Consider the following 18,317-nt stretch of genomic DNA (forward strand, 5'->3'; position numbering starts at 1 on the left):
ATGGCGGCGAGGGGAGATTGCCTCGAGGTGGGGTGATGCGAAAGCTTCACCGCTTCGTTGGCTTCTCGCCGCTATAGCGGCTCCCACAGGTGGGTGTATGGGTCAGCCCGAGCCGTTTGCCGGAGCCACGTGGAACTGTTGTACGCGACGGTCGTCCGCTTCCGTCACGCGGAACACGAAGTTGCCCACGGTGATCTCTTCGCCGGCAGCGGGCAGGTGGCCGAACTCCGACGTGATCATGCCGCCGACGGTGTCGAACTCCTCATCGGAGAAGTGCGCGCCGGCGACCTCGTTGAAGTCGGCGATCGGCGTGAGCGCGCTTACGGCGAAACCGCCTTCGGGCAGCGGCTGCATCAGCACGGGCTCTTCCTCGTCATCGTGCTCGTCGTCGATCTCGCCGACGATCTGCTCGAGGACGTCCTCGATGGTGATGAGGCCGGCAACGCCGCCGTACTCGTCCACCACCAGGGCCATGTGGTTGCGGGTGAGGCGGAACTCCGCGAGCAGCACGTTGAGGCGCATCGACTCGGGAATCAGTACGGCGGGGCGGAGCAGGGCGCGCACATCGCAGCCATCGCTCTGACCGAAATACTTCAGGAGGTCCTTGGCGAGAAGGATGCCAAGGACTTCGTCCTTGTCTTCGCCATGTACGGGAAAGCGGGAGTGCCCCGATTCCACCACGGCGGCAAGGATGTCGGGCAGCGGCGCGTCGGCGGGAAGGCTGACGATCTGGGCGCGAGGCACCATGACGTCGTCGACGCTGAGTTCGGTGACCTTGATCGCACCCTCGACCATGGTCAGGGTGTCGTTCGACAGCAGGCCGTTGGCCTGGGCGGCGCGCAGTTCCTCGATCAGTTCGTCGCGGTTGCGTGGCTCGCCGGAAAACATATGGCCCAGGCGGTCCCACCACGATCGGTGAGCCGGGCCGTTGGTACTACCAGGGTCCTCGTTCATTCTCTTTTGGGTTCGGCCCAAGTGGGCGGAACAAGCAGTCTACTGGAATTCGTGTGACGGTTCAGGTGAGCCGTCCTCGTACCCATGGAAACCCTTGTGGGAGCCGCCATGGCGGCGAGAACCGGTTGCGGCGAGGCCAGGTTTTCTCGCCGCCATGGCGGCTCCCACCGGCGGCCGCTACGGAGCGGCTTCGTACGGATCGGGGATGCCCAGGCCGGCCAGGATGCGGGTTTCCAGGGCCTCCATGGCCTCTGCCTCGGCATCGTCGAGGTGGTCGTAGCCCAGAAGGTGCAAGGTGCCGTGCACGGTCATGTGCGCCCAATGGTGGGCGGCCTTCTTGCCCTGCTCGGCGGCTTCGCGAGCCACCACCGGCGCGCAGATGACGAGGTCGCCGATCAGCGGCAGGTTCACCCCGGGCGGCAGGTCGGCGGGGAAGGAAAGCACATTGGTGGCGTAGTCGCGGCCACGGTACTGAAGATTGAGGGCCTGCCCCTCGTCGGCATCGACGATACGGATGGCCACCTCGGTACCCTTGCGTCGGCGGGCGCCCTTGAGCGCGGCCTCCACCCAGCGGCGGAAGCTGGCCGACGCGGGCACGCCTTTTCGCGACGCGGTGGCGTAGCCCACCGCGACATCCACCTGACTCACCGTTCTTCGTCCTGCTTCTGCTCGAACGCTTCGTAGGCTCGCACGATCTTCGCCACCAGCGGGTGGCGCACCACGTCGCGCGAGGTGAAGAAGGTGAAGCTGATGCCGTCCACGCCGCGCAGCACCTCGATGGCGTGGCGCAGGCCGGAACGCACGTTGCGCGGCAGGTCCACCTGGGAGACGTCGCCCGTGATCACAGCCACCGAGCCGAAGCCGATGCGGGTGAGGAACATCTTCATCTGCTCCACGGTGGTGTTCTGTGCTTCGTCGAGGATCACGTAGGCATCGTTGAGCGTGCGGCCGCGCATATAGGCCAGCGGCGCGATCTCGATGACGTTGCGCTCGATGAGCTTGGACACCTTCTCGAAGCCGACCATCTCGTACAGTGCGTCGTACAGCGGGCGCAGATACGGGTCGATCTTCTGGCTCAGGTCGCCAGGCAGGAAGCCCAGCTTTTCACCTGCTTCCACCGCCGGGCGCACGAGCAGCACGCGCTGCACGCGGTTGGCTTCCAGCGCTTCCACTGCACTGGCGACCGCAAGGTAGGTCTTGCCGGTGCCTGCCGGGCCCACGCCAAAGTTGATGTCATGCGTGGTGATGGCGTGCAGGTAGCGCGCCTGATTCGGTCCGCGGCCCTTGATGACGCCGCGCTTCACCTTGATCACGACATCCTGGGCCGACTCCGCCGCCTGTTCGTTCAAGGCGTCGATGCCGGACTCCGCCAGGCGCACGTTGATCGTCTGCCCGTTGAGCGTTTCGTGCTCGGTAGCATCGTACAACGCACGCAGCACCTGCTCGCCGGCCTTGGACGATGCCTCGTCGCCAATGACACGGAACAGGCTGCCGCGGTGGTCGATCTCGATACCGAGGCGCAATTCGATCTGGCGGATGTGCTCGTCAAGCGGGCCGCAGAGATTGGCGAGGCGAACGTTGTCTTCGGGATCGAGGGCGAAATCGCGCTGGGAAAGTTGGGTCATGGCATTCACGAGGCTAACGCGACCTCATCGTCCATCCGGACGCGGCCGCGCAGCGAGTTGGACATGGCCTCGGTGATCACGACGTCGACGAACTGCCCGATCATCCGTGGATGGCCGGGAAAGTTCACGTAGCGCATGTTCTCGGTGCGGCCGGTCATTTCGTTCGGATTCTTGCGGCTGGGCTTTTCCACCAGCACGCGCTGCACGGTGCCGACCATCGCCTCGTTGATCCGGCGAGCGTTCTCGTTCAACACCGCTTGCAGGCGCGACAGGCGGGAATGTTTCACCTCTGCCGGTGTGTCATCGGCGAGGTTGGCCGCAGGCGTGCCCGGGCGCGACGAGAAAATGAAGGAGAAGCTCTGGTCGAAGCCAATGTCGTCGATCAGCTTCATCGTCTTTTCGAAATCCTCGTCCGTTTCGCCGGGGAAGCCGACGATGAAGTCCGAGGAGATGCAGATGTCCGGGCGCACTGCGCGCAGCTTGCGGATGCGCTGCTTGAATTCCAGCGCCGTGTAACCGCGTTTCATGGCAGCGAGGATGCGGTCGGAACCGGCTTGCACCGGAAGATGCAGGTAGTTGGCCAGTTGCGGCACATTCGCATAGGCCTCGATCAGCGAGTCGGAGAACTCCAGCGGATGCGAGGTGGTGAAGCGGATGCGGCCGATACCTTCGATCTGGGCAATGGCGTGGATCAGCACGGCGAGGTCGGCGGTGTCGCCGTCATGCGTCGGGCCGCGGTAGGCGTTGACGTTCTGTCCGAGCAGGTTGACCTCGCGCACGCCCTGTTCGGCGAGCTGGGCCACTTCGACGATCACGTCGTCGAACGGACGGCTGATTTCCTCGCCGCGGGTGTATGGCACCACGCAGTAAGAGCAGTACTTCGAGCAGCCTTCCATGATCGAGACGAAGGCGGTGGGGCCTTCCGCGCGCGGCTCGGGCAGGCGGTCGAACTTCTCGATCTCGGGGAAGCTGATGTCCACCTGCGCCTTGCCGCTGGCGCGCTGGGCTTCGATCATTTCAGGCAGACGGTGCAGCGTCTGCGGGCCGAACACGAGGTCGACGTAGGGCGCGCGTTTGATGATGGCGTCGCCTTCCTGCGAGGCCACGCAACCGCCGACGCCGATCAGCACGGGCTTGCCGCCCTGCTTGTGTGCCTTCCACCGGCCCAACTGGCTGAAGACCTTTTCCTGCGCCTTCTCGCGGATCGAACAGGTGTTGACCAGGATGACGTCGGCTTCCGATTCGTCCTGGGTCAGCTCCAGACCATGCGATGCTCGCAGCACGTCGGCCATCTTGGCCGAGTCGTACTCGTTCATCTGGCAGCCGTGGGTCTTGATGAATAGCTTGCCGCTCATGGGCCGGGGCACCGTGTTGCTGGGGGAATACCGAACCGCGCAGTTTACGCCGGGCCCGGCGCCCGTGCCACATCGACGCGATGGATCAAGGACTTGCGTGAAGGCGGTCACGCTTGGGGTTCTTGGCAGGGGGAGGGGCCTCGGGCACACTCGCGCCCATGGTTCACGACGCGATGCCAGGGGAAAGCGCCGGCCATCCCGCCCGCCGGTTCCCACGTGCCCGAACGATGCCTCGACGGGTCGTGGTGTCGTGCGTCCTGCTGCTGGCCTTGGTCGCCGGCCCCGCGACCGCGGGCTCGCTATATCGCTGCGTCGGCAGTACCGGCGAGACCGTATTTTCGGGCAGCACGGCGGGCTACCGGGACTGCAAACGCATCGGCAGCACGCCGCCGGCTCGCCCGGCGCGTCCCGCTGCGCCTGCGCCGGCGAAGAGTCCTGTGTTCGAGCCGGTCGAGGAAGCGCCGTCGCTGCGGGGTGTCATAGGGTCCGTGGTATCCGCGCCGTCGTCCTCCGCCTCGTTGGTCGGCGTCACCGGTGGGGTGGTAGGGAGCGCGGCCGACGAAACGGCGCCGTCGTCATTGCCACCGGTCACTGCGCCCAAGGGCACGTGGGATTATCGGGAATCGTCCACGGCCGACCTTACGGTGGCCGAGGCGCCGCCGTCGCCCAAGGGATCACGCGTGCTGCGCGGCGCCGTCTACCGGATCACCCGGGCGGATGGCGGTGTGGAATACACCAACATCCCGCCAGGCGGCAGTGGGAAGGGGCAGAGCATCAAGATGCTCTTTACTTATATAGCCACCTGCGCTGCCTGCGACGTCCATTCGAAGATCGACTGGAACAGCGTCGCGCTCAATATCACGTCGTATGGCGAGGCCATTCATGCCGCCAGCAGCGAGTTCGGCGTCGACGAGGCGCTGCTGCGTGCCGTGATCCATGCCGAGAGCGCGTTCAATCCGCGCGCCTTGTCGGTTGCCGGGGCGCAGGGCTTGATGCAGTTGATTCCCGGCACGGCCCGGGACATGGGCGTGCTCGATGCCTTCGACGCCAACCAGAACATTCGCGGCGGCGCGCGCTACCTGGCGCTCTTGCTGAGGAACTTCAACGGAAACGAGCGCCTGGCAGCGGCCGCGTACAACGCCGGTCCGGGCGCGGTGCAGAAGTACAACGGCGTGCCGCCGTACGACGAAACGCAGGTCTACGTCGAGCGAGTGGGCGTGCTGCGCAAGCGTTACGCGGAGACCTTGAAACAACGGCCGAGCACCGGCGTGCCGCTGGCCGCCCGCGGGGCCTGACCTCGCGGTTTGTAGCATCGGTGCCGCGTGTGTGGGAGCCGCCATGGCGGCGAGAAGCCTACAAAGCGGTGTAGCTGCACCCCGCCCGAGCGCAGAGGCAAGATTTCCTTCGCCGCCATGGCGGCTCCCACAATGGGGCACTGATTACGGCTGCCGGAGTGCCTGCATCGGCGCGCTCGGGGGCCTTTGTGCGGGTGTGACGGTCGCGCTGAAAGGCGCGCCGTAGCGAAGACCGGAGATCTTCACGGGCACCCCGGGCTTCAACGACGCTTCGTGCCGGCGAAGGTCCGAGGGATCGAGAATGTCTTCGTCGCCGATGCGCAGCAGCACATCGCGCTGCTGGATGCCCGCCAGCGCGGCAGGGCCACCCGGAGAGACCTCGTTCACGACGACGCCGCGGGCAGCGGAAGGCAGGCCGCTATCGGCCGACACCGGCACGGCGCCGTAGTCCGCGCCAATCCAGCCGCGCACCACGTGGCCGGTCTGCACGATCTGGTCGAGCACATCGCGGGCGCTCTGCACCGGAATGGCAAAGCCGATGCCCTCAGCGCCCACGGCTTGTCCGATCAGTGAGGTGTTGATGCCGACCAGCTCGCCATGGGCGTTGACCAGCGCACCGCCCGAGTTGCCGAAGTTGATCGCGGCGTCGGTCTGGATGAAGTTCTCGAGGCTCGACAGGTTGAGCTGCCGCCCGATGGCGCTGACGATGCCCATCGTCACGGTCTGCCCGATGCCGAAGGGATTGCCGATCGCCAGGACCACGTCGCCCACGCGGGGACGGCTTTCTGCATCGGTCATGTGGATGGCGGGGAGGTTGCCTGCATCCACCTTGAGCACCGCGAGGTCGGTCTCGTCGTCCGAGCCCACCACGCGTGCCTTGGCGACCCGGCCGTCGTAAAGCAGCAACTGGATGTCGTCCGCGTTGGCGATCACGTGGTTGTTGGTCAGTACGTAGCCATCCTCGCTGACGATGACGCCGGAGCCGAGGTTCTGCTGGCGCCGCGTGCGCGCCGGGCCGGTGGGTACGCTGAAGATGCGCTGGAGCACCGGGTCCGAATAGAGTTCGCGCGGCTGCTCGGTGACCAGCTTGTTCGCATAGATGTTGACCACCGAAGGCGCGGCCTTGGCCACGGCGTCGGCGTAGGAGGCCGGGGCTGAGCCGGGCGCGTTCGCGGGTGCGGTCACCTGACCGCCTGCCGAGGCGGGCGCGAGACGCTGGCGAAGGAATGCGCCGCTGCCGGGCCAGAACAGGCCGATCACGAAGGCGACGGCGAGGCCGAGCACGACGAAGCGGGCGACGAAGGCTAGCGTGCGGGCGGCGTGTTTCATGAAAGAGCGCTGTGGTCCTGTCGTCGTCGCGTCGCCTTGCCCACGAAGCGCAACCTGTTGCCCGCGGTCCGGGCCGTTCCGTGGTGCCCCAGTCCCTACGAGATAGGGGGCGATGTCAGTTTATTGTACGTGGCTGGTGCTGACGTTACACTGACGCGATTTTGCGGAAGCCGATTTCCGAAAGAACCGGCGATGGGGTCCGCACCTCAATGGCATAAGTTCCGGAGAGCCTGATGGCGAACGAAGTCGTCGATCACGGGCGCCGTCGCTTCCTAACCGTTACGACAGCAGTTGTCGGCGGTGCGGGAGTGGTCGCGGCGGTCGTGCCCTTCATCAAGTCGTGGGAACCGAGCGCAAGGGCAAAGGCAGCAGGAGCGCCTGTCACGGTCGATATCAGTGCCATCGAGGCCGGCCAGAAGGTCACCTTCGCGTGGCGCAGCCTTCCGGTCTTCGTCGTCAACCGCACCAAGGACCAGCTGGCCCAGTTGAAGGGCCTCGAGCCCCGTTTGCTGGACCCGCAGTCGTCCGACGCGGCACAGCAGCCGAAGTACGCCACCAATGAGACCCGCTCGATCAAGCCCGAGTGGCTGGTCGTCATCGGTCTGTGCACCCACCTGGGCTGCGTGCCCGACTTCGTGCCGGACATCAAGCCCGAGCCGTTCGACGCCAACTGGAAGGGCGGTTTCTACTGCCCCTGCCATAAGTCACGGTACGACCTCTCCGGCCGTGTCTTCAGCGGCGTGCCCGCACCGAAGAACCTGCCGGTGCCGCCGTACCACTTCGTCGACGACACGCACATTCAGATCGGCGTGGATCCGAAGGAGGCAGGCTGATGGCTAAGGTCTTTACCCGCATCGGCGACTGGGTCAACGAACGTGCCCCGAGCCTGGCGCCGATGTACCGGAAGCACATGACGGAGTACTTCGCGCCGAAGAACTTCAACCTCTGGTATTACTTCGGTTCGCTGGCGCTGCTGGTCCTGGTCAATCAGATCATCACCGGCATCTTCCTCACCATGAACTACAAGACGAGTGCGGCGGAAGCCTTCAACTCGGTCGAGTACATCATGCGCGACGTGGAGTGGGGCTGGCTGATCCGCTACATGCACTCCACCGGTGCGTCGCTGTTCTTCGTGGTGGTTTTCCTGCACATGTTCCGCGGGATCATGTACGGCTCGTTCAAGCGTCCGCGCGAGCTGGTCTGGATCCTCGGCATGCTGATCTTCCTCGTGCTGATGGCCGAGGCGTTCATGGGCTACGTGCTGCCGTGGGGCAACATGTCGTTCTGGGGTGCCAAGGTGATCATCTCGCTGTTCGGCACCATTCCCTACATCGGCGGTTCGCTGGTGGAGTGGATCATGGGCGACTTCCTGCCCGCCGACGCCACGCTCAACCGCTTCTTCGCGCTGCACGTGATCGCGCTGCCGCTGGTGCTGCTGCTCCTGGTGGTGCTGCATCTCGCGGCGCTGCATGAAGTGGGTTCGAACAACCCCGACGGCGTCGACGTGAAGCACGGCCCGAAGGGCAACAAGTGGAACCCCGAGAAGCCCATCGATGCCATCCCGTTCCATCCGTACTACACGGTGAAGGACCTGGTGGGCGTCGGCTTCTTCCTCACGATCGCCGCGTTCATCATCTTCTTCGCGCCGACGTTCGGCGGCTGGTTCCTGGAGCACGACAACTTCACGCCGGCCAACAACCTCGTCACGCCGAGCCACATCAAGCCGTCGTGGTACTTCACGCCGTTCTACGCGATCCTGCGCATGATCCCGTCGTTCTTCGGTACGGCGATCTGGGGCGTGATCGGCATGTTCGGCGCGATCTTGCTGCTGGCACTGCTGCCTTGGCTCGACAAGGGCGCCGTTCGCTCGGTCCGCTACCGCGGCCTCGGTTTCCGCATTGCCCTGGGCGTGCTCGTGGTGTCCTTCCTTGCCCTGGGCCTGGTCGGTGCGGGCGTCACCGCCGAGCTGATTCCGGTGTGGTTCCCGGGCGCTGACGTCACCACCGTGGAGAACGCCTTCGGCCGACTCATGGTGCTGGGCTACTTCGGGTTCTTCGTATTCGTATGGGTCTATACGCGCTTTGGGTTCGAGAAGACCAAGCCGGTTCCGGAACGGGTGACGATGCATGATTAAGCGCTCTATCTCCGCCATCGCCCTGGCGCTGGGCCTCGCGGTCGCCACGCTTCCCGCCCTGGCCTCCGAAGGTGAGGGGCTCGCGTCGGCCGGCACCAACGTGTCGGATCGCGCGTCCCTGCAGCGCGGCGCCAAGTTGTTCTTCAACTACTGCGTGGGTTGCCACTCGCTGAAGTACGTGCGCTATTCGCGCCTCGCTTCCGACCTCGGTCTGTCCGAGGAAGAAGTGATGACGAACTTCAACTTCACGGGTGCGAAGTTCGGCGAGCCGGTGATCTCGCACATGCCGGCCGAGGACGCCAAGGCCTGGTTCGGCAAGGATCCGCCGGATCTCTCGCTGGAAGCGCGCGCCAAGGGCGTGGACTTCATCTACAACTACCTGAACTCGTTCTACCTCGACCCGAGCCGGCCGGTAGGCTGGAACAACACCGTGTTCCCGAATGCGTCCATGCCGAATCCCCTGTGGGAGTTGCAGGGCCTGCAGACGGCGGTGCACGGCGAGGCGGCACCGGGGCAGGAAGCGGCGGTGGAAAAGCTGGAAATCTCCACGCCGGGTCGTATGACGCCGGAGGAATTCCACAGCGCCACGCGCGACCTCACCACCTTCCTCGAATACACCGCGGAGCCCGCTGCGCTCGAGCGGCAGTCGGTAGGCGTCTGGGTCATCCTGTTCCTGGCTGGCCTGACCTTCCTCCTGTACCTTCTGAAACATGAGTACTGGAAGGACGTTCACGAAAGTCACTGACTGACGTCCCCACGGGGCGGCCCCGGCGGGTCGCCCCGTTTTCGTTGAGGCAGCAGGGAGGGAGATCGAAAGCATGGTCCAGAACGCACGTTCGCGCTCGGCTCTGACGCTGTACACCAGCGCCGACGACATCCATTGCCATCGCACACGTCTCGTACTGGCCGCCAAAGGCGTCGCCTACGACCGGATCATCTTGAAAGCCGATGAGCCGACGCCCGATCTCCTCGAACTGAACCCCTACGGCACCCTGCCGACTCTGGTCGACCGGGACCTCACCCTCTACGACCCGGCCGTGGTCGTCGAGTACCTCGACGAGCGCTATCCGCACCCCCCATTGATGCCGATCGATCCGCTGTCCCGGGCGCGTCTGCGTTTGGGCACCTGGCGCATCGAAAACGACTGGCTCCCCGAGATCGAGGCCATCGGCGAGGGTGGCAAGGTCGCCGAAGGTGCCCGCAAGCGCCTGCGCGAGCAGCTGCTGATGTCGGTGCCGCTGTTCAAGGCGTCGCGGTTCTTTCTCAACCCGGAAATGAGCCTCATCGACTGCCTGGTGGCGCCGGTAGTGTGGCGCCTGCCGTATCTGGGCGTGGATCTGGGCAAGGAAGGCAAGCCGATCGTCGATTACGGGGAGCGCCTGTTCCATAGCCAGGGCTTCGCCCGCAGCCTCACGCCCGAAGAGCGCGACATGCGCCCGGACTTCAATTTCAGCCCGGGTTAGCCCCGCGCAGGCGCGTATCGCTTAAACTCTCCTCTGGCCTTGCCCTGCCGGGGCTCTTGGTGATCCCCGACCAACCGGCGGGTACGACGAGGACGGTTCCATGGATACGAACGAAAATGCGGGCATGACTTCCAATCGCCCCTACCTGCTGCGCGCCATCTACGACTGGATCAGCGACAACGGCCTGACCCCGTACGTGCTGGTGGACGCCGCCAAGCCGGGCGTCAAGGTGCCGGCCCATGTCGTCAAGAACGGTCAGGTGGTGCTCAACCTGGCGATGCGCGCGGTGGGCAATCTCGATCTCGGCAACGACCGGATCGCTTTCCAGGCGCGCTTCTCGGGCGTCAGCCAGTCCATCGTCATCCCGGTGCAGGCCGTGCTGGCGCTCTACGCGCAAGAAAACGGGCAGGGCATGATGTTCCCGGCCGACGAGAACGATGCGCTGCCGTCCAATGGGCCCGAAGCGGCCGACGAGGCCAATGAAGCCAACGAGACGCCGCCGAACGTGGGTGGCGACGACGATCGGCCGAAGCGCGGTGCTCCGCATCTGCGCGTGGTGAAGTAACGACGCGGTGTTTCGGGTGACGGCGAGGCCCTAGTGCAGCCGTCGCCGATCCGCGAGTGACACCACATTGCCCGAGTGGACCACCGAATCGGTGGCGACCACGGTCTCCAGGTCCGGTGAACCTGACAGCGGCAACGAAAAACTCGCCACGTCGTTGCCCGCCATCCACAGGCGTGCATGTTGGCGGGATTGCCCGTCCTCGCTCACTTCGAACGCGTAGCAGCGCTCCAGTCGGCGCACGCCATCCACGCCCTGCAGGCGGATGGCGCGCAGGCCGACGCTCTGGTCGAGCAACTGCAGGCCATGGCGTTTGCACAGGGCGGTGGCGGCACGCACGGCGACCTCGCGTGCGCGCGTCAGCCGATACCAGCTGGCGACAGCCGCAGCGAGGACAAAGAGCCAGAAGAGATCGGTGAAAGAGGACATGGGGTCAGTGTGTGGCCGAGCGGCGCTTGCCACAAGTCCCGTGCGGCGCCGGTCGCTACGCCGCTACGTCGAGTCGCAACGACAGGTCGATGGCGCGCACGTGCTTGGTTAGGGCCCCGCTGGAAATGAAGTCGACGCCGGTCTCCGCAATGGTGCGGATGGTGTCGATTTCGACGTTGCCGGACACCTCCAGCGGAATACGCCCCGCCGCTAGTGCCACGGCGTCGGTCAGCATGGCGGGCGTGAAGTTGTCCAGCAAAGCGCGGTCGGCGGCCGCGGCGATGGCCTGCGCCAGCTCGTCGAGCGTTTCCACCTCGACGATCAATGGCAGGTTCGGGTGGATGGTACGCGCTGCACGCACCGCGGCGGGGATGCCGCCCGCGGCGATGATGTGGTTTTCCTTGAGCATCATCGCGTCGAACAAGCCGATACGGTGATTGGTGCCGCCACCGCATCGCACGGCGTATTTCTGAGCCATGCGCAGGCCAGGAATCGTCTTGCGCGTATCGAGTACGCGGGTGCGCGTGCCGGCAATGGCATCCACGTAGCGCGCCGTGACGGTTGCGGTGGCCGAGAGCATCTGCAGGAAATTCAGTGCCGACCGTTCGGCCGTCACCAGAGCCCGTGCCTTGCCGGCCATGCGACAGATGGCGCTGCCAGCGGCAACGCGATCGCCGTCATGCGCGAGCCACTCGATGCGCACATCGGGATCGAGCGTGCGGAAGCAGGCGTCGAACCAGGCGGTGCCACACAGCACGGCGTTCTCGCGGCAGGTGAGCACCGCGGTGGCGGTGGCCTGCGGGTCGAGCAGATCGGCTGTGGCATCGCCAGGACCGATGTCCTCAGCGAACGCACGTGCCACATCGGACTGAATCGCTTTGACCGACGGCAATGCGCTGGCCAGGTCGCGCAAATCGGCAGGACTCATTCGGCTTCCGGCTGACGGAGGCGTTCCACGATGGCATCCATCGCGCGGTCAAAGAGCAGCGTCGAATCGAGCACGCGACCGGTGCCCGCGGCGAAGGCCTGAGCGAGGCCGGCGAGGCTGTGGTCGGCGACCTTGAGTCCGCGACGGTTGACGAACAGATAGCGTCCGCTGATCGGGCTGATCCACGACAGCTTGGCGCGATCGGTGGTGCCGTCCGGTGCGGTGAATTCAAGCCACTGGCCGACCTTCAGTTCGCGTGCCTGCGCTAGGAACCGTTCGTCGAAGGCGTCGTCGCTCAGGGCCTCCACTTCGTCGTCGGGCTCGGGCTCGGCGACGGGTTCTTCGATCGCCTGGATGGCTTCCGGCAACGGCATGACGCTGGAGACGATGGTGCCCGATGCGGTTTCCGGTGCTGCCTCGCCCAACTGCTGGCGATAGAACGCATGCAACTGGCCGAGCAATTGCTCGGTATCCGTTTCTTGGAAAGCGACAGCCGCGAGCCCGCGACGAAGCGAGCGCTCGATGCCGGGCAGCGTGGCGCGCAGCTCGCGACGTGCGTTCGCGTCGTGGGCGGGACGTGCGCTGGTAATGAAGTCGTCGATGAAGCGGACGGACTCACGGAACTCGGGCGATTCCTCGCCCTGGCGGAGCAGGGTGAGCACGATGTAGTTCGCCCAGGCACGCGTCAGCACACCGTAGATGAGCGGTGGCAGCGAGGCGCCGCCAATGCGACCGACGATCTCCTGAGCTGCGCGACGGCGGGCCTGCTCGAGCTTCTCGCGACCGCGGGTCGATTCCGCGACGCGTTGCTCGGCCAGCTCCGCGCGCTTGCGGCTGATGTCGAGGAAGTCCTGCAGTTCGCCGGCTAGCCGCGTGAAGATGGCAACGTCGTCGTCGAAGTCGTGCAGCAGACGCTCGACGATGGACTTCACCTTGTCGAACAGGCGTCCGTCGCGATCCGCTTCGGCCGACCAGCCCTTGGCGGCATCGGCGAGCGCATCGAGCAACTGGCGTGCCGGGTGCGATTTGTGCGCGAACAGGCGGCGGTCGAGCAGGGCGACCTTGAGATAAGGAATCTGCAGGCGTGCCAGCATGACCTGCATCTCGGCCGGCAGGTTGTGGTCTTCGAGGATGAACTCGAACAGCATGCCGACGAGATCGATCGTATCCTCGTCCATGCCCGATACGTGGGCCGTCTGCTGACCGCGCAACTGGCCGATCTGCGCGAGCAGTTGTTCCTTGAGCTGAGCCACGTCGCGCGTGACGTCGGCCTGCGTCGCGAGCGGCGCCGCATTGCTCGGCAGCACTGCGATCTGGCTTTGCAGCAGCGTCAACGCACCGAGCAACTCGGCCGCGCTCGGCAGCGGTCCGGTGGGCATCGGCGTGCCGCTGGCCGAACCACCCATGCCAGGGCTTGCGGTGTCGCCACGCCGCGCAGAAAACAACGCGTGCAGCGACTGCATGAACTCGGCCGCGGCAGCATCGGTCACCGGCACCGCAGGCCCGCCCGGCGTGCCGGGGACGGTATTGGACACGGGGCCGATCGGTGCCGGTGCATCGCTGCGCCGGGTGGGAATCTCGTGGCGCAACTGCGGAAGGACGCCGGCTGCCGCGAGTTCGTTGTTGATGTCGTCGTAGAGTTCGTCGATGCCGGCGAGCACGTAGCGATCGAACAGCTTGTAGATGATGAGCTTGACCCGGACCTCGACCATCAACTCGCGCATGGCCTGACGGAAGGCGCTGGCGAGCGACGCCGGTCCGACCGGATTCGTGGCGTCGTCCATCCGGGCGCCGCCGCAGATGACCGACAGGCGCTGGTTCACGGCGAAAAGCGCGCGGGCGAGGCGCTGCTCGTTCTTGCCGATCATGCTCGTGATGGCGAGGGATTCTTCGAGTTCGTTTTCGCCGACGAGGCTGAGCTCGATGTTGGCGAGCGGCCGGCTGACCGTTTCCGTCTCCGGCGCGTGTGTGCGGCCGGCCGAGAAATCGGCGAGGTCGCGGGCCACCTGACCGAGAAAGGTACGCTCCACGATCGCGCGCTTCTTGCGCACTTCGCGCATGCCGTCGAAGAACTGGGTCTGCGCCGCGTTGTTCTCTGCCTTTTCAGCGAGATCGAACAACGCGTCGTCGATGTTCTCGAACATGTTCGATGCCAGCGCATGCAGGCGTTTGGTCGCCAGACCGCGGACCGTGACCAGTAGCGCGCCCACGCGCTCGCTGCGCGGATCCAGGCGCTGACTTAGATCGACGACGTTGGATGGCTCGCTCGCGTTGTTCATCGCGCATCCTGGATGAGTACTAGGCCCCCGCCCGAAGGGCCATTGTGCGGGAACCAATGCTTTATAGCGTGACCTGCGTCACGGATTTTGCGCGAGAGCCGGGTTCCCTGGGAAGCCCTGGAGCTGCACGGTGCCGATGCCGGCCTCGGGGAGCATGACCGGAATGCCGTCCTCCACGCGATAGACGACCTGGCCGTCGGTGGTGATCAGCCCTTCGGTGATCGGCTCGGCGACCTTTTCACCGGCCACGGTGTCCAGCGAGCCGGCACGGATGGCGTTGTTGAGTTGATCGCGCTCGGCCGACGTAAGCGGGCGCAGCGGACGCTTGCTGACCGGGCAGCAGAGAATGTCGAGGAGACGCTTGTCCATGGGGCAACGGCCGCAGAGGGCCAACCTGATAAACGGGAATGCCTTTACAATAGCGACTTTTGGGTGCTCCGGCCATGATTTCCAACGGCGGCAACGAAGCGGGCGCGCCACGCGTAGGCGTGGTGATGGGCTCGCGCTCGGACTGGGAAACGATGGAACATGCCTCGGCCACGTTGGCCCGGATGGGCATCGTGCATGAGGTTCGCGTGGTCTCTGCGCACCGCACTCCCGACCTGCTGTTCGACTATGCGGCCACGGCTCGTGATCGCGGTATCCAGGTCATCGTGGCCGGTGCCGGTGGCGCCGCGCATCTCCCGGGCATGCTCGCGGCGAAGACACCGCTGCCGGTGTTCGGCGTGCCGGTGCAGTCCAAGGCCTTGAATGGTATGGATTCCTTACTGTCGATCGCGCAGATGCCGGCGGGCATTCCCGTGGGTACGCTGGCGATCGGCCGTGCGGGGGCGACCAACGCCGCGTTGCTCGCGGCCTCGGTGCTGGCTCTGCACGATAGCGCGGTCGCCGCGGCGCTCGACGCCTTCCGTGCCGAGCAGACCCGTACGGTGCTCGACAACCCGGACCCGCGCGCATGAACCGGACGCTCCCTACCGTAGGCATCCTCGGCGGTGGGCAGCTTGCGCGGATGCTCGCGCTGGCCGCGGCACCGCTGGGCATCCGTACGCTTGCGCTGGACCCGGCCGCGGATGCCTGCGCGGGGCAGGTGGCCGAGTTGATCGCGGCGGGCTGGGACGACGAAGCCGCCTTGGCGGCGCTCGCCAGTCGCGTGGATGCGATCACCTTCGATTTCGAGAACGTCCCGGCCACGACGGCGGAGCGTCTTGCGGATCAGGTGGAGGTCCATCCCAATCCTCGCGCGCTGGCCGTGGCCCAGGACCGCATGGCCGAGAAGACCCTGTTCCGCGAGACGGGCTTGAACACGCCGGAGTTCGCCGCTGTCGATACGCAGGCCGATCTCGTGGCCGCGGTCGAGCGCATCGGTCTTCCCGCCATCCTCAAGACGCGTCGGCTGGGTTACGACGGCAAGGGGCAGTTTCGACTCAAGGTGCCGGCGGACATCGACGCCGCCTGGTCCGCCCTGGGCGAGGCAGCGGCCGAGCATGGGCTGATCCTCGAGGCTTTCGTTCCGTTCGATCGCGAGCTGTCGGTTGTGGCCGTGCGTGCGCGCGACGGTGAGTTCCGTACGTGGCCGTTGACCCGCAACTGGCATGTGGACGGCGTGCTCTCGCTGAGCCTCGCGCCTGCGCCCGATACCTCGGACGAGTTGGAACAGGCCGCGGTCGCGCAGGCCAAGGCGATTGCGGAGCGGCTCGATTATGTCGGCGTGTTCGCGCTTGAGCTGTTCGTCCGAGGCGGAGAGCTGCTCGGTAACGAAATGGCGCCGCGCGTGCACAACTCCGGTCATTGGACCATCGAGGGTGCACATACCAGCCAGTTCGAGAACCACATTCGTGCGGTGCTGGGTCTGCCGCTGGGCGATACCGGCGTTCGTGGCGCCAGCGCGATGCTCAACTGGATTGGCGACATGCCCGAGGCGACGCCCGTGCTTGCGGTGGCCGACGGCCATTGGCACGACTACGGAAAGGATGCGCGCCCGGGTCGCAAGGTGGGCCATGCCACGATCTGCGCCAGCGATGCGGGCAGCCTGCGTGCGAAGCTGGTGGAGGTGGGGGCGGCGCTGAATCGCGAGGCGCAGGTAGCGCCGGCGATCGAGGTGCTTGGCTGATCACGTGCCAGCTCGATCAGGCGCCGGGCTCAGCCGGCGCCTGACCGAAGACGACCTCAGGCCATGTTCTTGGCAGCGAAGTCCCAATTCACCACGCTCCAGAAGGCTTCCAGATACTTCGGACGCGCATTGCGGTAATCGATGTAATAGGCGTGCTCCCACACGTCGGCCGTGAACAGCGGCTTGTCGCTGCCGGTGATCGGCGTGGCCGCGTTGGAGGTGTTCACGATCGCCAGCGAGCCATCCGGACGCTGCACCAGCCAGGTCCAGCCCGAGCCGAAGTTGCCGGCGGCCTGCTTGCTGAACTCTTCCTTGAACTTATCGACCGAGCCGAAGGCCTTGGTGAGGGCATCGGCCAGCTTGGCCGGGATCTCGGGCCCCGACGGCGCACGCATCGAGTGCCAGTAGAAGGTGTGGTTCCAGATCTGCGCGGCATTGTTGAAGATGCCGCCGGACGAGGTCTTGATGATCTCTTCCAGGCTCTTGCCCTCGAACTCCGTGCCCTTGATCAGGTTGTTGAGGTTCGTGACGTAAGTCTGGTGATGCTTGCCGTAGTGAAACTCGAGGGTCTCGGCGGAGATGGCCGGCTCCAGCGCATTCTTTTCATAGGGGAGCGGGGGAAGTTCGAACGCCATTGCGGGACTCCTTAGCGGTTGGCTGGGGGGAAAGGGTGCGGGCAGGAGGCGCGAGGCCCGGCGCTGCTACACTATGCAATCACTCGCATTCTAATGATGAAACCCGAGCTATGGACGTCGCAGACGAGATCAAGGCCATCGTTCAGGCCCACCCGATCGTGCTTTTCATGAAAGGCACGCCGGAATATCCCACCTGCGGATTCTCCGATCGCGCGGCGAAGGCCTTGGAGGCGGCGGGTGCCGTGTTCCATTCGGTGAACGTGCTGGCGGATCCGCGTATTCGCGCGGGGCTGCCGCAGCTGTCGAACTGGCCGACGTTCCCGCAGTTGTTCCTGCTGGGCGAATTCATCGGCGGATGCGACATTGTCGAGGATCTGCATGCGGCGGGCGAACTGGAGCGCATGGCGGCCGACGTCGCGGGGGCGAATACGTGAGCAGCCTGCCGTCCGCGCACCTGCCGTCCGGCTGGGCGCCGGTCCCGGGCAGTCTCGCGGGGCGCGTGGTCATCGTCACCGGTGCCACCGGTGGCTTGGGCGGCGAGACGGCTAAAGCGGCGGTGCTTGCCGGTGCCACGGTCGTCATCACTGGCCGCAAGGTGCGTGCGCTGGAAAAGCGCTACGACGAGCTCGTGGCGCTGGTTGGCAGCGAGCCTGTGATCCACCCGCTCGATCTCGAAAGCGCCACGCCCGCCGACTACGCCGCGCTGGCCGAAGGCATCGAGAATGAATTCGGTCGGCTGGACGGCATCGTGCATGCGGCCGCCCATTTCAACGAACTCACGCCGATCGCCATGCACAAGCCGGACGACTGGCTGCGTGCCATGCAAGTCAACGTATCGGCGCCGTTCGCGCTGACCCAGGCGTGCATGCCGCTGCTGACGAAAGCCGACGACAGCGCGGTGATCTTCGTGCTGGACGACCCGGAGCTGCTTTCTCGCGCGCACTGGGGCGGCTACGGCGTATCCAAAGCGGCCGTGGAACGCATGGCCGCCGTGCTGCATGCGGAGAACGGCCGTAACGCCATGCGCGTGCATGCCGTGTTGCCGGCGCCGATGCGTACGGCATTGCGTCGTGCCGCCTACTACGGCGAGAACACGCTGGAGCGGCCGCTACCCACGGCCTCGGCGGATGCCATCGTTTACCTGCTTTCCCGTGCCGGTGCGGAAGCGCGCGGTACCGTGCTCGACCTTCGCCACACCCCCTGACCCACGTCGCCTGCA

20 protein-coding genes are annotated in these 18,317 nt (G+C 65.7%); 10 read left to right on the forward strand and 10 right to left on the reverse strand.

Going from position 1 to position 18,317, the window contains the following annotated elements; translation table 11 throughout:
* Positions 1-102 precede the first annotated feature (102 nt).
* The 4 genes from BT115_RS12690 to miaB form a co-directional block, all read right to left on the reverse strand.
* Positions 103-954, reverse strand: a complete 852-nt coding sequence (locus tag BT115_RS12690) for an HlyC/CorC family transporter (protein WP_072322939.1) — start codon at positions 952-954, stop codon at positions 103-105.
* Between the two features lie 177 nt (positions 955-1,131).
* The gene (gene ybeY / locus BT115_RS12695; protein WP_072322940.1) at positions 1,132-1,602 is read right to left on the reverse strand and encodes an rRNA maturation RNase YbeY; all 471 of its coding nucleotides are present in this window, start codon (positions 1,600-1,602) and stop codon (positions 1,132-1,134) included.
* Positions 1,599-2,579, reverse strand: a complete 981-nt coding sequence (locus BT115_RS12700; protein ID WP_072322941.1) for a PhoH family protein — start codon at positions 2,577-2,579, stop codon at positions 1,599-1,601. The genes ybeY and BT115_RS12700 overlap by 4 nt, the downstream gene beginning before the upstream one ends.
* A gap of 5 nt (positions 2,580-2,584) precedes the next feature.
* Entirely contained in the window at positions 2,585-3,934 is a 1,350-nt protein-coding gene (gene miaB, locus BT115_RS12705; RefSeq protein WP_072322942.1) for a tRNA (N6-isopentenyl adenosine(37)-C2)-methylthiotransferase MiaB, read from the reverse strand.
* Between the two features lie 227 nt (positions 3,935-4,161).
* Between miaB and BT115_RS12710 the strand changes: the two genes are divergently transcribed.
* A complete protein-coding gene (locus tag BT115_RS12710; RefSeq protein ID WP_072322943.1) occupies positions 4,162-5,229 on the forward strand; it encodes a lytic transglycosylase domain-containing protein in 1,068 nt (355 codons plus the stop codon).
* Between the two features lie 144 nt (positions 5,230-5,373).
* On the opposite strand, the gene BT115_RS12715 is transcribed toward BT115_RS12710, so the two are convergent.
* The gene (locus BT115_RS12715; protein ID WP_072322944.1) at positions 5,374-6,558 is read right to left on the reverse strand and encodes a S1C family serine protease; all 1,185 of its coding nucleotides are present in this window, start codon (positions 6,556-6,558) and stop codon (positions 5,374-5,376) included.
* A 233-nt stretch (positions 6,559-6,791) separates the two neighbouring features.
* Between BT115_RS12715 and petA the strand changes: the two genes are divergently transcribed.
* The 5 genes from petA (at position 6,792) to BT115_RS12740 (ending at position 10,720) form a co-directional block, all read left to right on the forward strand.
* Positions 6,792-7,391 (forward strand): ubiquinol-cytochrome c reductase iron-sulfur subunit, encoded by a 600-nt coding sequence (gene petA / locus BT115_RS12720; protein ID WP_072322945.1) that lies wholly within the window; start codon positions 6,792-6,794, stop codon positions 7,389-7,391.
* Positions 7,391-8,692, forward strand: a complete 1,302-nt coding sequence (locus BT115_RS12725) for a cytochrome b (RefSeq protein WP_072322946.1) — start codon at positions 7,391-7,393, stop codon at positions 8,690-8,692. The genes petA and BT115_RS12725 overlap by 1 nt, the downstream gene beginning before the upstream one ends.
* Positions 8,685-9,437, forward strand: coding sequence for a cytochrome c1 (locus BT115_RS12730; RefSeq protein ID WP_072322947.1), 753 nt, complete (start codon positions 8,685-8,687; stop codon positions 9,435-9,437). The genes BT115_RS12725 and BT115_RS12730 overlap by 8 nt, the downstream gene beginning before the upstream one ends.
* Before the next feature lie 73 nt (positions 9,438-9,510).
* A complete protein-coding gene (locus BT115_RS12735) occupies positions 9,511-10,155 on the forward strand; it encodes a glutathione S-transferase N-terminal domain-containing protein (RefSeq protein WP_072322948.1) in 645 nt (214 codons plus the stop codon).
* 124 nt (positions 10,156-10,279) lie between these two features.
* The gene (locus BT115_RS12740) at positions 10,280-10,720 is read left to right on the forward strand and encodes a ClpXP protease specificity-enhancing factor (RefSeq protein WP_083527481.1); all 441 of its coding nucleotides are present in this window, start codon (positions 10,280-10,282) and stop codon (positions 10,718-10,720) included.
* Between the two features lie 30 nt (positions 10,721-10,750).
* On the opposite strand, the gene BT115_RS12745 is transcribed toward BT115_RS12740, so the two are convergent.
* From BT115_RS12745 to BT115_RS12760, 4 genes are all read right to left on the reverse strand, one after another.
* Positions 10,751-11,146, reverse strand: coding sequence for a DUF3301 domain-containing protein (locus tag BT115_RS12745; RefSeq protein WP_072322950.1), 396 nt, complete (start codon positions 11,144-11,146; stop codon positions 10,751-10,753).
* Positions 11,147-11,201: 55 nt separating this feature from the next.
* Entirely contained in the window at positions 11,202-12,074 is an 873-nt protein-coding gene (gene nadC / locus BT115_RS12750; RefSeq protein ID WP_072322951.1) for a carboxylating nicotinate-nucleotide diphosphorylase, read from the reverse strand.
* On the reverse strand, positions 12,071-14,353 hold the full coding sequence (locus tag BT115_RS12755; RefSeq protein WP_072322952.1) for a DUF1631 domain-containing protein: 2,283 nt from the start codon (positions 14,351-14,353) through the stop codon (positions 12,071-12,073). The genes nadC and BT115_RS12755 overlap by 4 nt, the downstream gene beginning before the upstream one ends.
* Positions 14,354-14,431: 78 nt before the next feature.
* Entirely contained in the window at positions 14,432-14,722 is a 291-nt protein-coding gene (locus tag BT115_RS12760; RefSeq protein WP_072322953.1) for a Trm112 family protein, read from the reverse strand.
* 74 nt (positions 14,723-14,796) lie between these two features.
* On the opposite strand from BT115_RS12760, the gene purE reads away from it, so the two are divergent.
* Positions 14,797-15,312, forward strand: coding sequence for a 5-(carboxyamino)imidazole ribonucleotide mutase (purE, locus tag BT115_RS12765; protein WP_072322954.1), 516 nt, complete (start codon positions 14,797-14,799; stop codon positions 15,310-15,312).
* On the forward strand, positions 15,309-16,463 hold the full coding sequence (locus BT115_RS12770) for a 5-(carboxyamino)imidazole ribonucleotide synthase (RefSeq protein ID WP_072322955.1): 1,155 nt from the start codon (positions 15,309-15,311) through the stop codon (positions 16,461-16,463). Before purE ends, BT115_RS12770 begins: the two co-directional genes overlap by 4 nt.
* Before the next feature lie 56 nt (positions 16,464-16,519).
* Here the strand turns inward: BT115_RS12770 and BT115_RS12775 are convergent, their stop codons facing one another.
* Positions 16,520-17,098 carry a superoxide dismutase gene (locus BT115_RS12775; RefSeq protein WP_072322956.1) on the reverse strand — a complete coding sequence of 193 codons (579 nt, stop codon included), beginning with the start codon at positions 17,096-17,098 and terminating at the stop codon, positions 16,520-16,522.
* A 110-nt stretch (positions 17,099-17,208) separates the two neighbouring features.
* On the opposite strand from BT115_RS12775, the gene grxD reads away from it, so the two are divergent.
* Positions 17,209-17,532, forward strand: coding sequence for a Grx4 family monothiol glutaredoxin (gene grxD / locus BT115_RS12780; RefSeq protein ID WP_072322957.1), 324 nt, complete (start codon positions 17,209-17,211; stop codon positions 17,530-17,532).
* On the forward strand, positions 17,529-18,302 hold the full coding sequence (locus tag BT115_RS12785) for an SDR family NAD(P)-dependent oxidoreductase (RefSeq protein WP_072322958.1): 774 nt from the start codon (positions 17,529-17,531) through the stop codon (positions 18,300-18,302). Before grxD ends, BT115_RS12785 begins: the two co-directional genes overlap by 4 nt.
* Positions 18,303-18,317 lie beyond the last annotated feature (15 nt).

The organism is Luteibacter sp. UNCMF366Tsu5.1, from assembly GCF_900119235.1.
Classification (GTDB): Bacteria; Pseudomonadota; Gammaproteobacteria; order Xanthomonadales; family Rhodanobacteraceae; genus Luteibacter; species Luteibacter flocculans.

What these genes read in the sequence shown, in the direction of transcription:
- BT115_RS12760 (WP_072322953.1), bottom strand. Translation starts at nt 14,722, where the DNA reads ATGGACAAGCGTCTCCTCGACATTCTCTGCTGCCCGGTCAGCAAGCGT.
- BT115_RS12730 (WP_072322947.1), top strand. Translation starts at nt 8,685, where the DNA reads ATGATTAAGCGCTCTATCTCCGCCATCGCCCTGGCGCTGGGCCTCGCG.
- BT115_RS12735 (WP_072322948.1), top strand. Translation starts at nt 9,511, where the DNA reads ATGGTCCAGAACGCACGTTCGCGCTCGGCTCTGACGCTGTACACCAGC.
- BT115_RS12725 (WP_072322946.1), top strand. Translation starts at nt 7,391, where the DNA reads ATGGCTAAGGTCTTTACCCGCATCGGCGACTGGGTCAACGAACGTGCC.
- BT115_RS12710 (WP_072322943.1), top strand. Translation starts at nt 4,162, where the DNA reads ATGCCTCGACGGGTCGTGGTGTCGTGCGTCCTGCTGCTGGCCTTGGTC.
- petA (WP_072322945.1), top strand. Translation starts at nt 6,792, where the DNA reads ATGGCGAACGAAGTCGTCGATCACGGGCGCCGTCGCTTCCTAACCGTT.
- grxD (WP_072322957.1), top strand. Translation starts at nt 17,209, where the DNA reads ATGGACGTCGCAGACGAGATCAAGGCCATCGTTCAGGCCCACCCGATC.
- BT115_RS12740 (WP_083527481.1), top strand. Translation starts at nt 10,280, where the DNA reads ATGACTTCCAATCGCCCCTACCTGCTGCGCGCCATCTACGACTGGATC.
- BT115_RS12755 (WP_072322952.1), bottom strand. Translation starts at nt 14,353, where the DNA reads ATGAACAACGCGAGCGAGCCATCCAACGTCGTCGATCTAAGTCAGCGC.
- miaB (WP_072322942.1), bottom strand. Translation starts at nt 3,934, where the DNA reads ATGAGCGGCAAGCTATTCATCAAGACCCACGGCTGCCAGATGAACGAG.
- BT115_RS12745 (WP_072322950.1), bottom strand. Translation starts at nt 11,146, where the DNA reads ATGTCCTCTTTCACCGATCTCTTCTGGCTCTTTGTCCTCGCTGCGGCT.
- BT115_RS12700 (WP_072322941.1), bottom strand. Translation starts at nt 2,579, where the DNA reads ATGACCCAACTTTCCCAGCGCGATTTCGCCCTCGATCCCGAAGACAAC.
- nadC (WP_072322951.1), bottom strand. Translation starts at nt 12,074, where the DNA reads ATGAGTCCTGCCGATTTGCGCGACCTGGCCAGCGCATTGCCGTCGGTC.
- BT115_RS12715 (WP_072322944.1), bottom strand. Translation starts at nt 6,558, where the DNA reads ATGAAACACGCCGCCCGCACGCTAGCCTTCGTCGCCCGCTTCGTCGTG.
- purE (WP_072322954.1), top strand. Translation starts at nt 14,797, where the DNA reads ATGATTTCCAACGGCGGCAACGAAGCGGGCGCGCCACGCGTAGGCGTG.
- BT115_RS12690 (WP_072322939.1), bottom strand. Translation starts at nt 954, where the DNA reads ATGAACGAGGACCCTGGTAGTACCAACGGCCCGGCTCACCGATCGTGG.
- BT115_RS12775 (WP_072322956.1), bottom strand. Translation starts at nt 17,098, where the DNA reads ATGGCGTTCGAACTTCCCCCGCTCCCCTATGAAAAGAATGCGCTGGAG.
- BT115_RS12770 (WP_072322955.1), top strand. Translation starts at nt 15,309, where the DNA reads ATGAACCGGACGCTCCCTACCGTAGGCATCCTCGGCGGTGGGCAGCTT.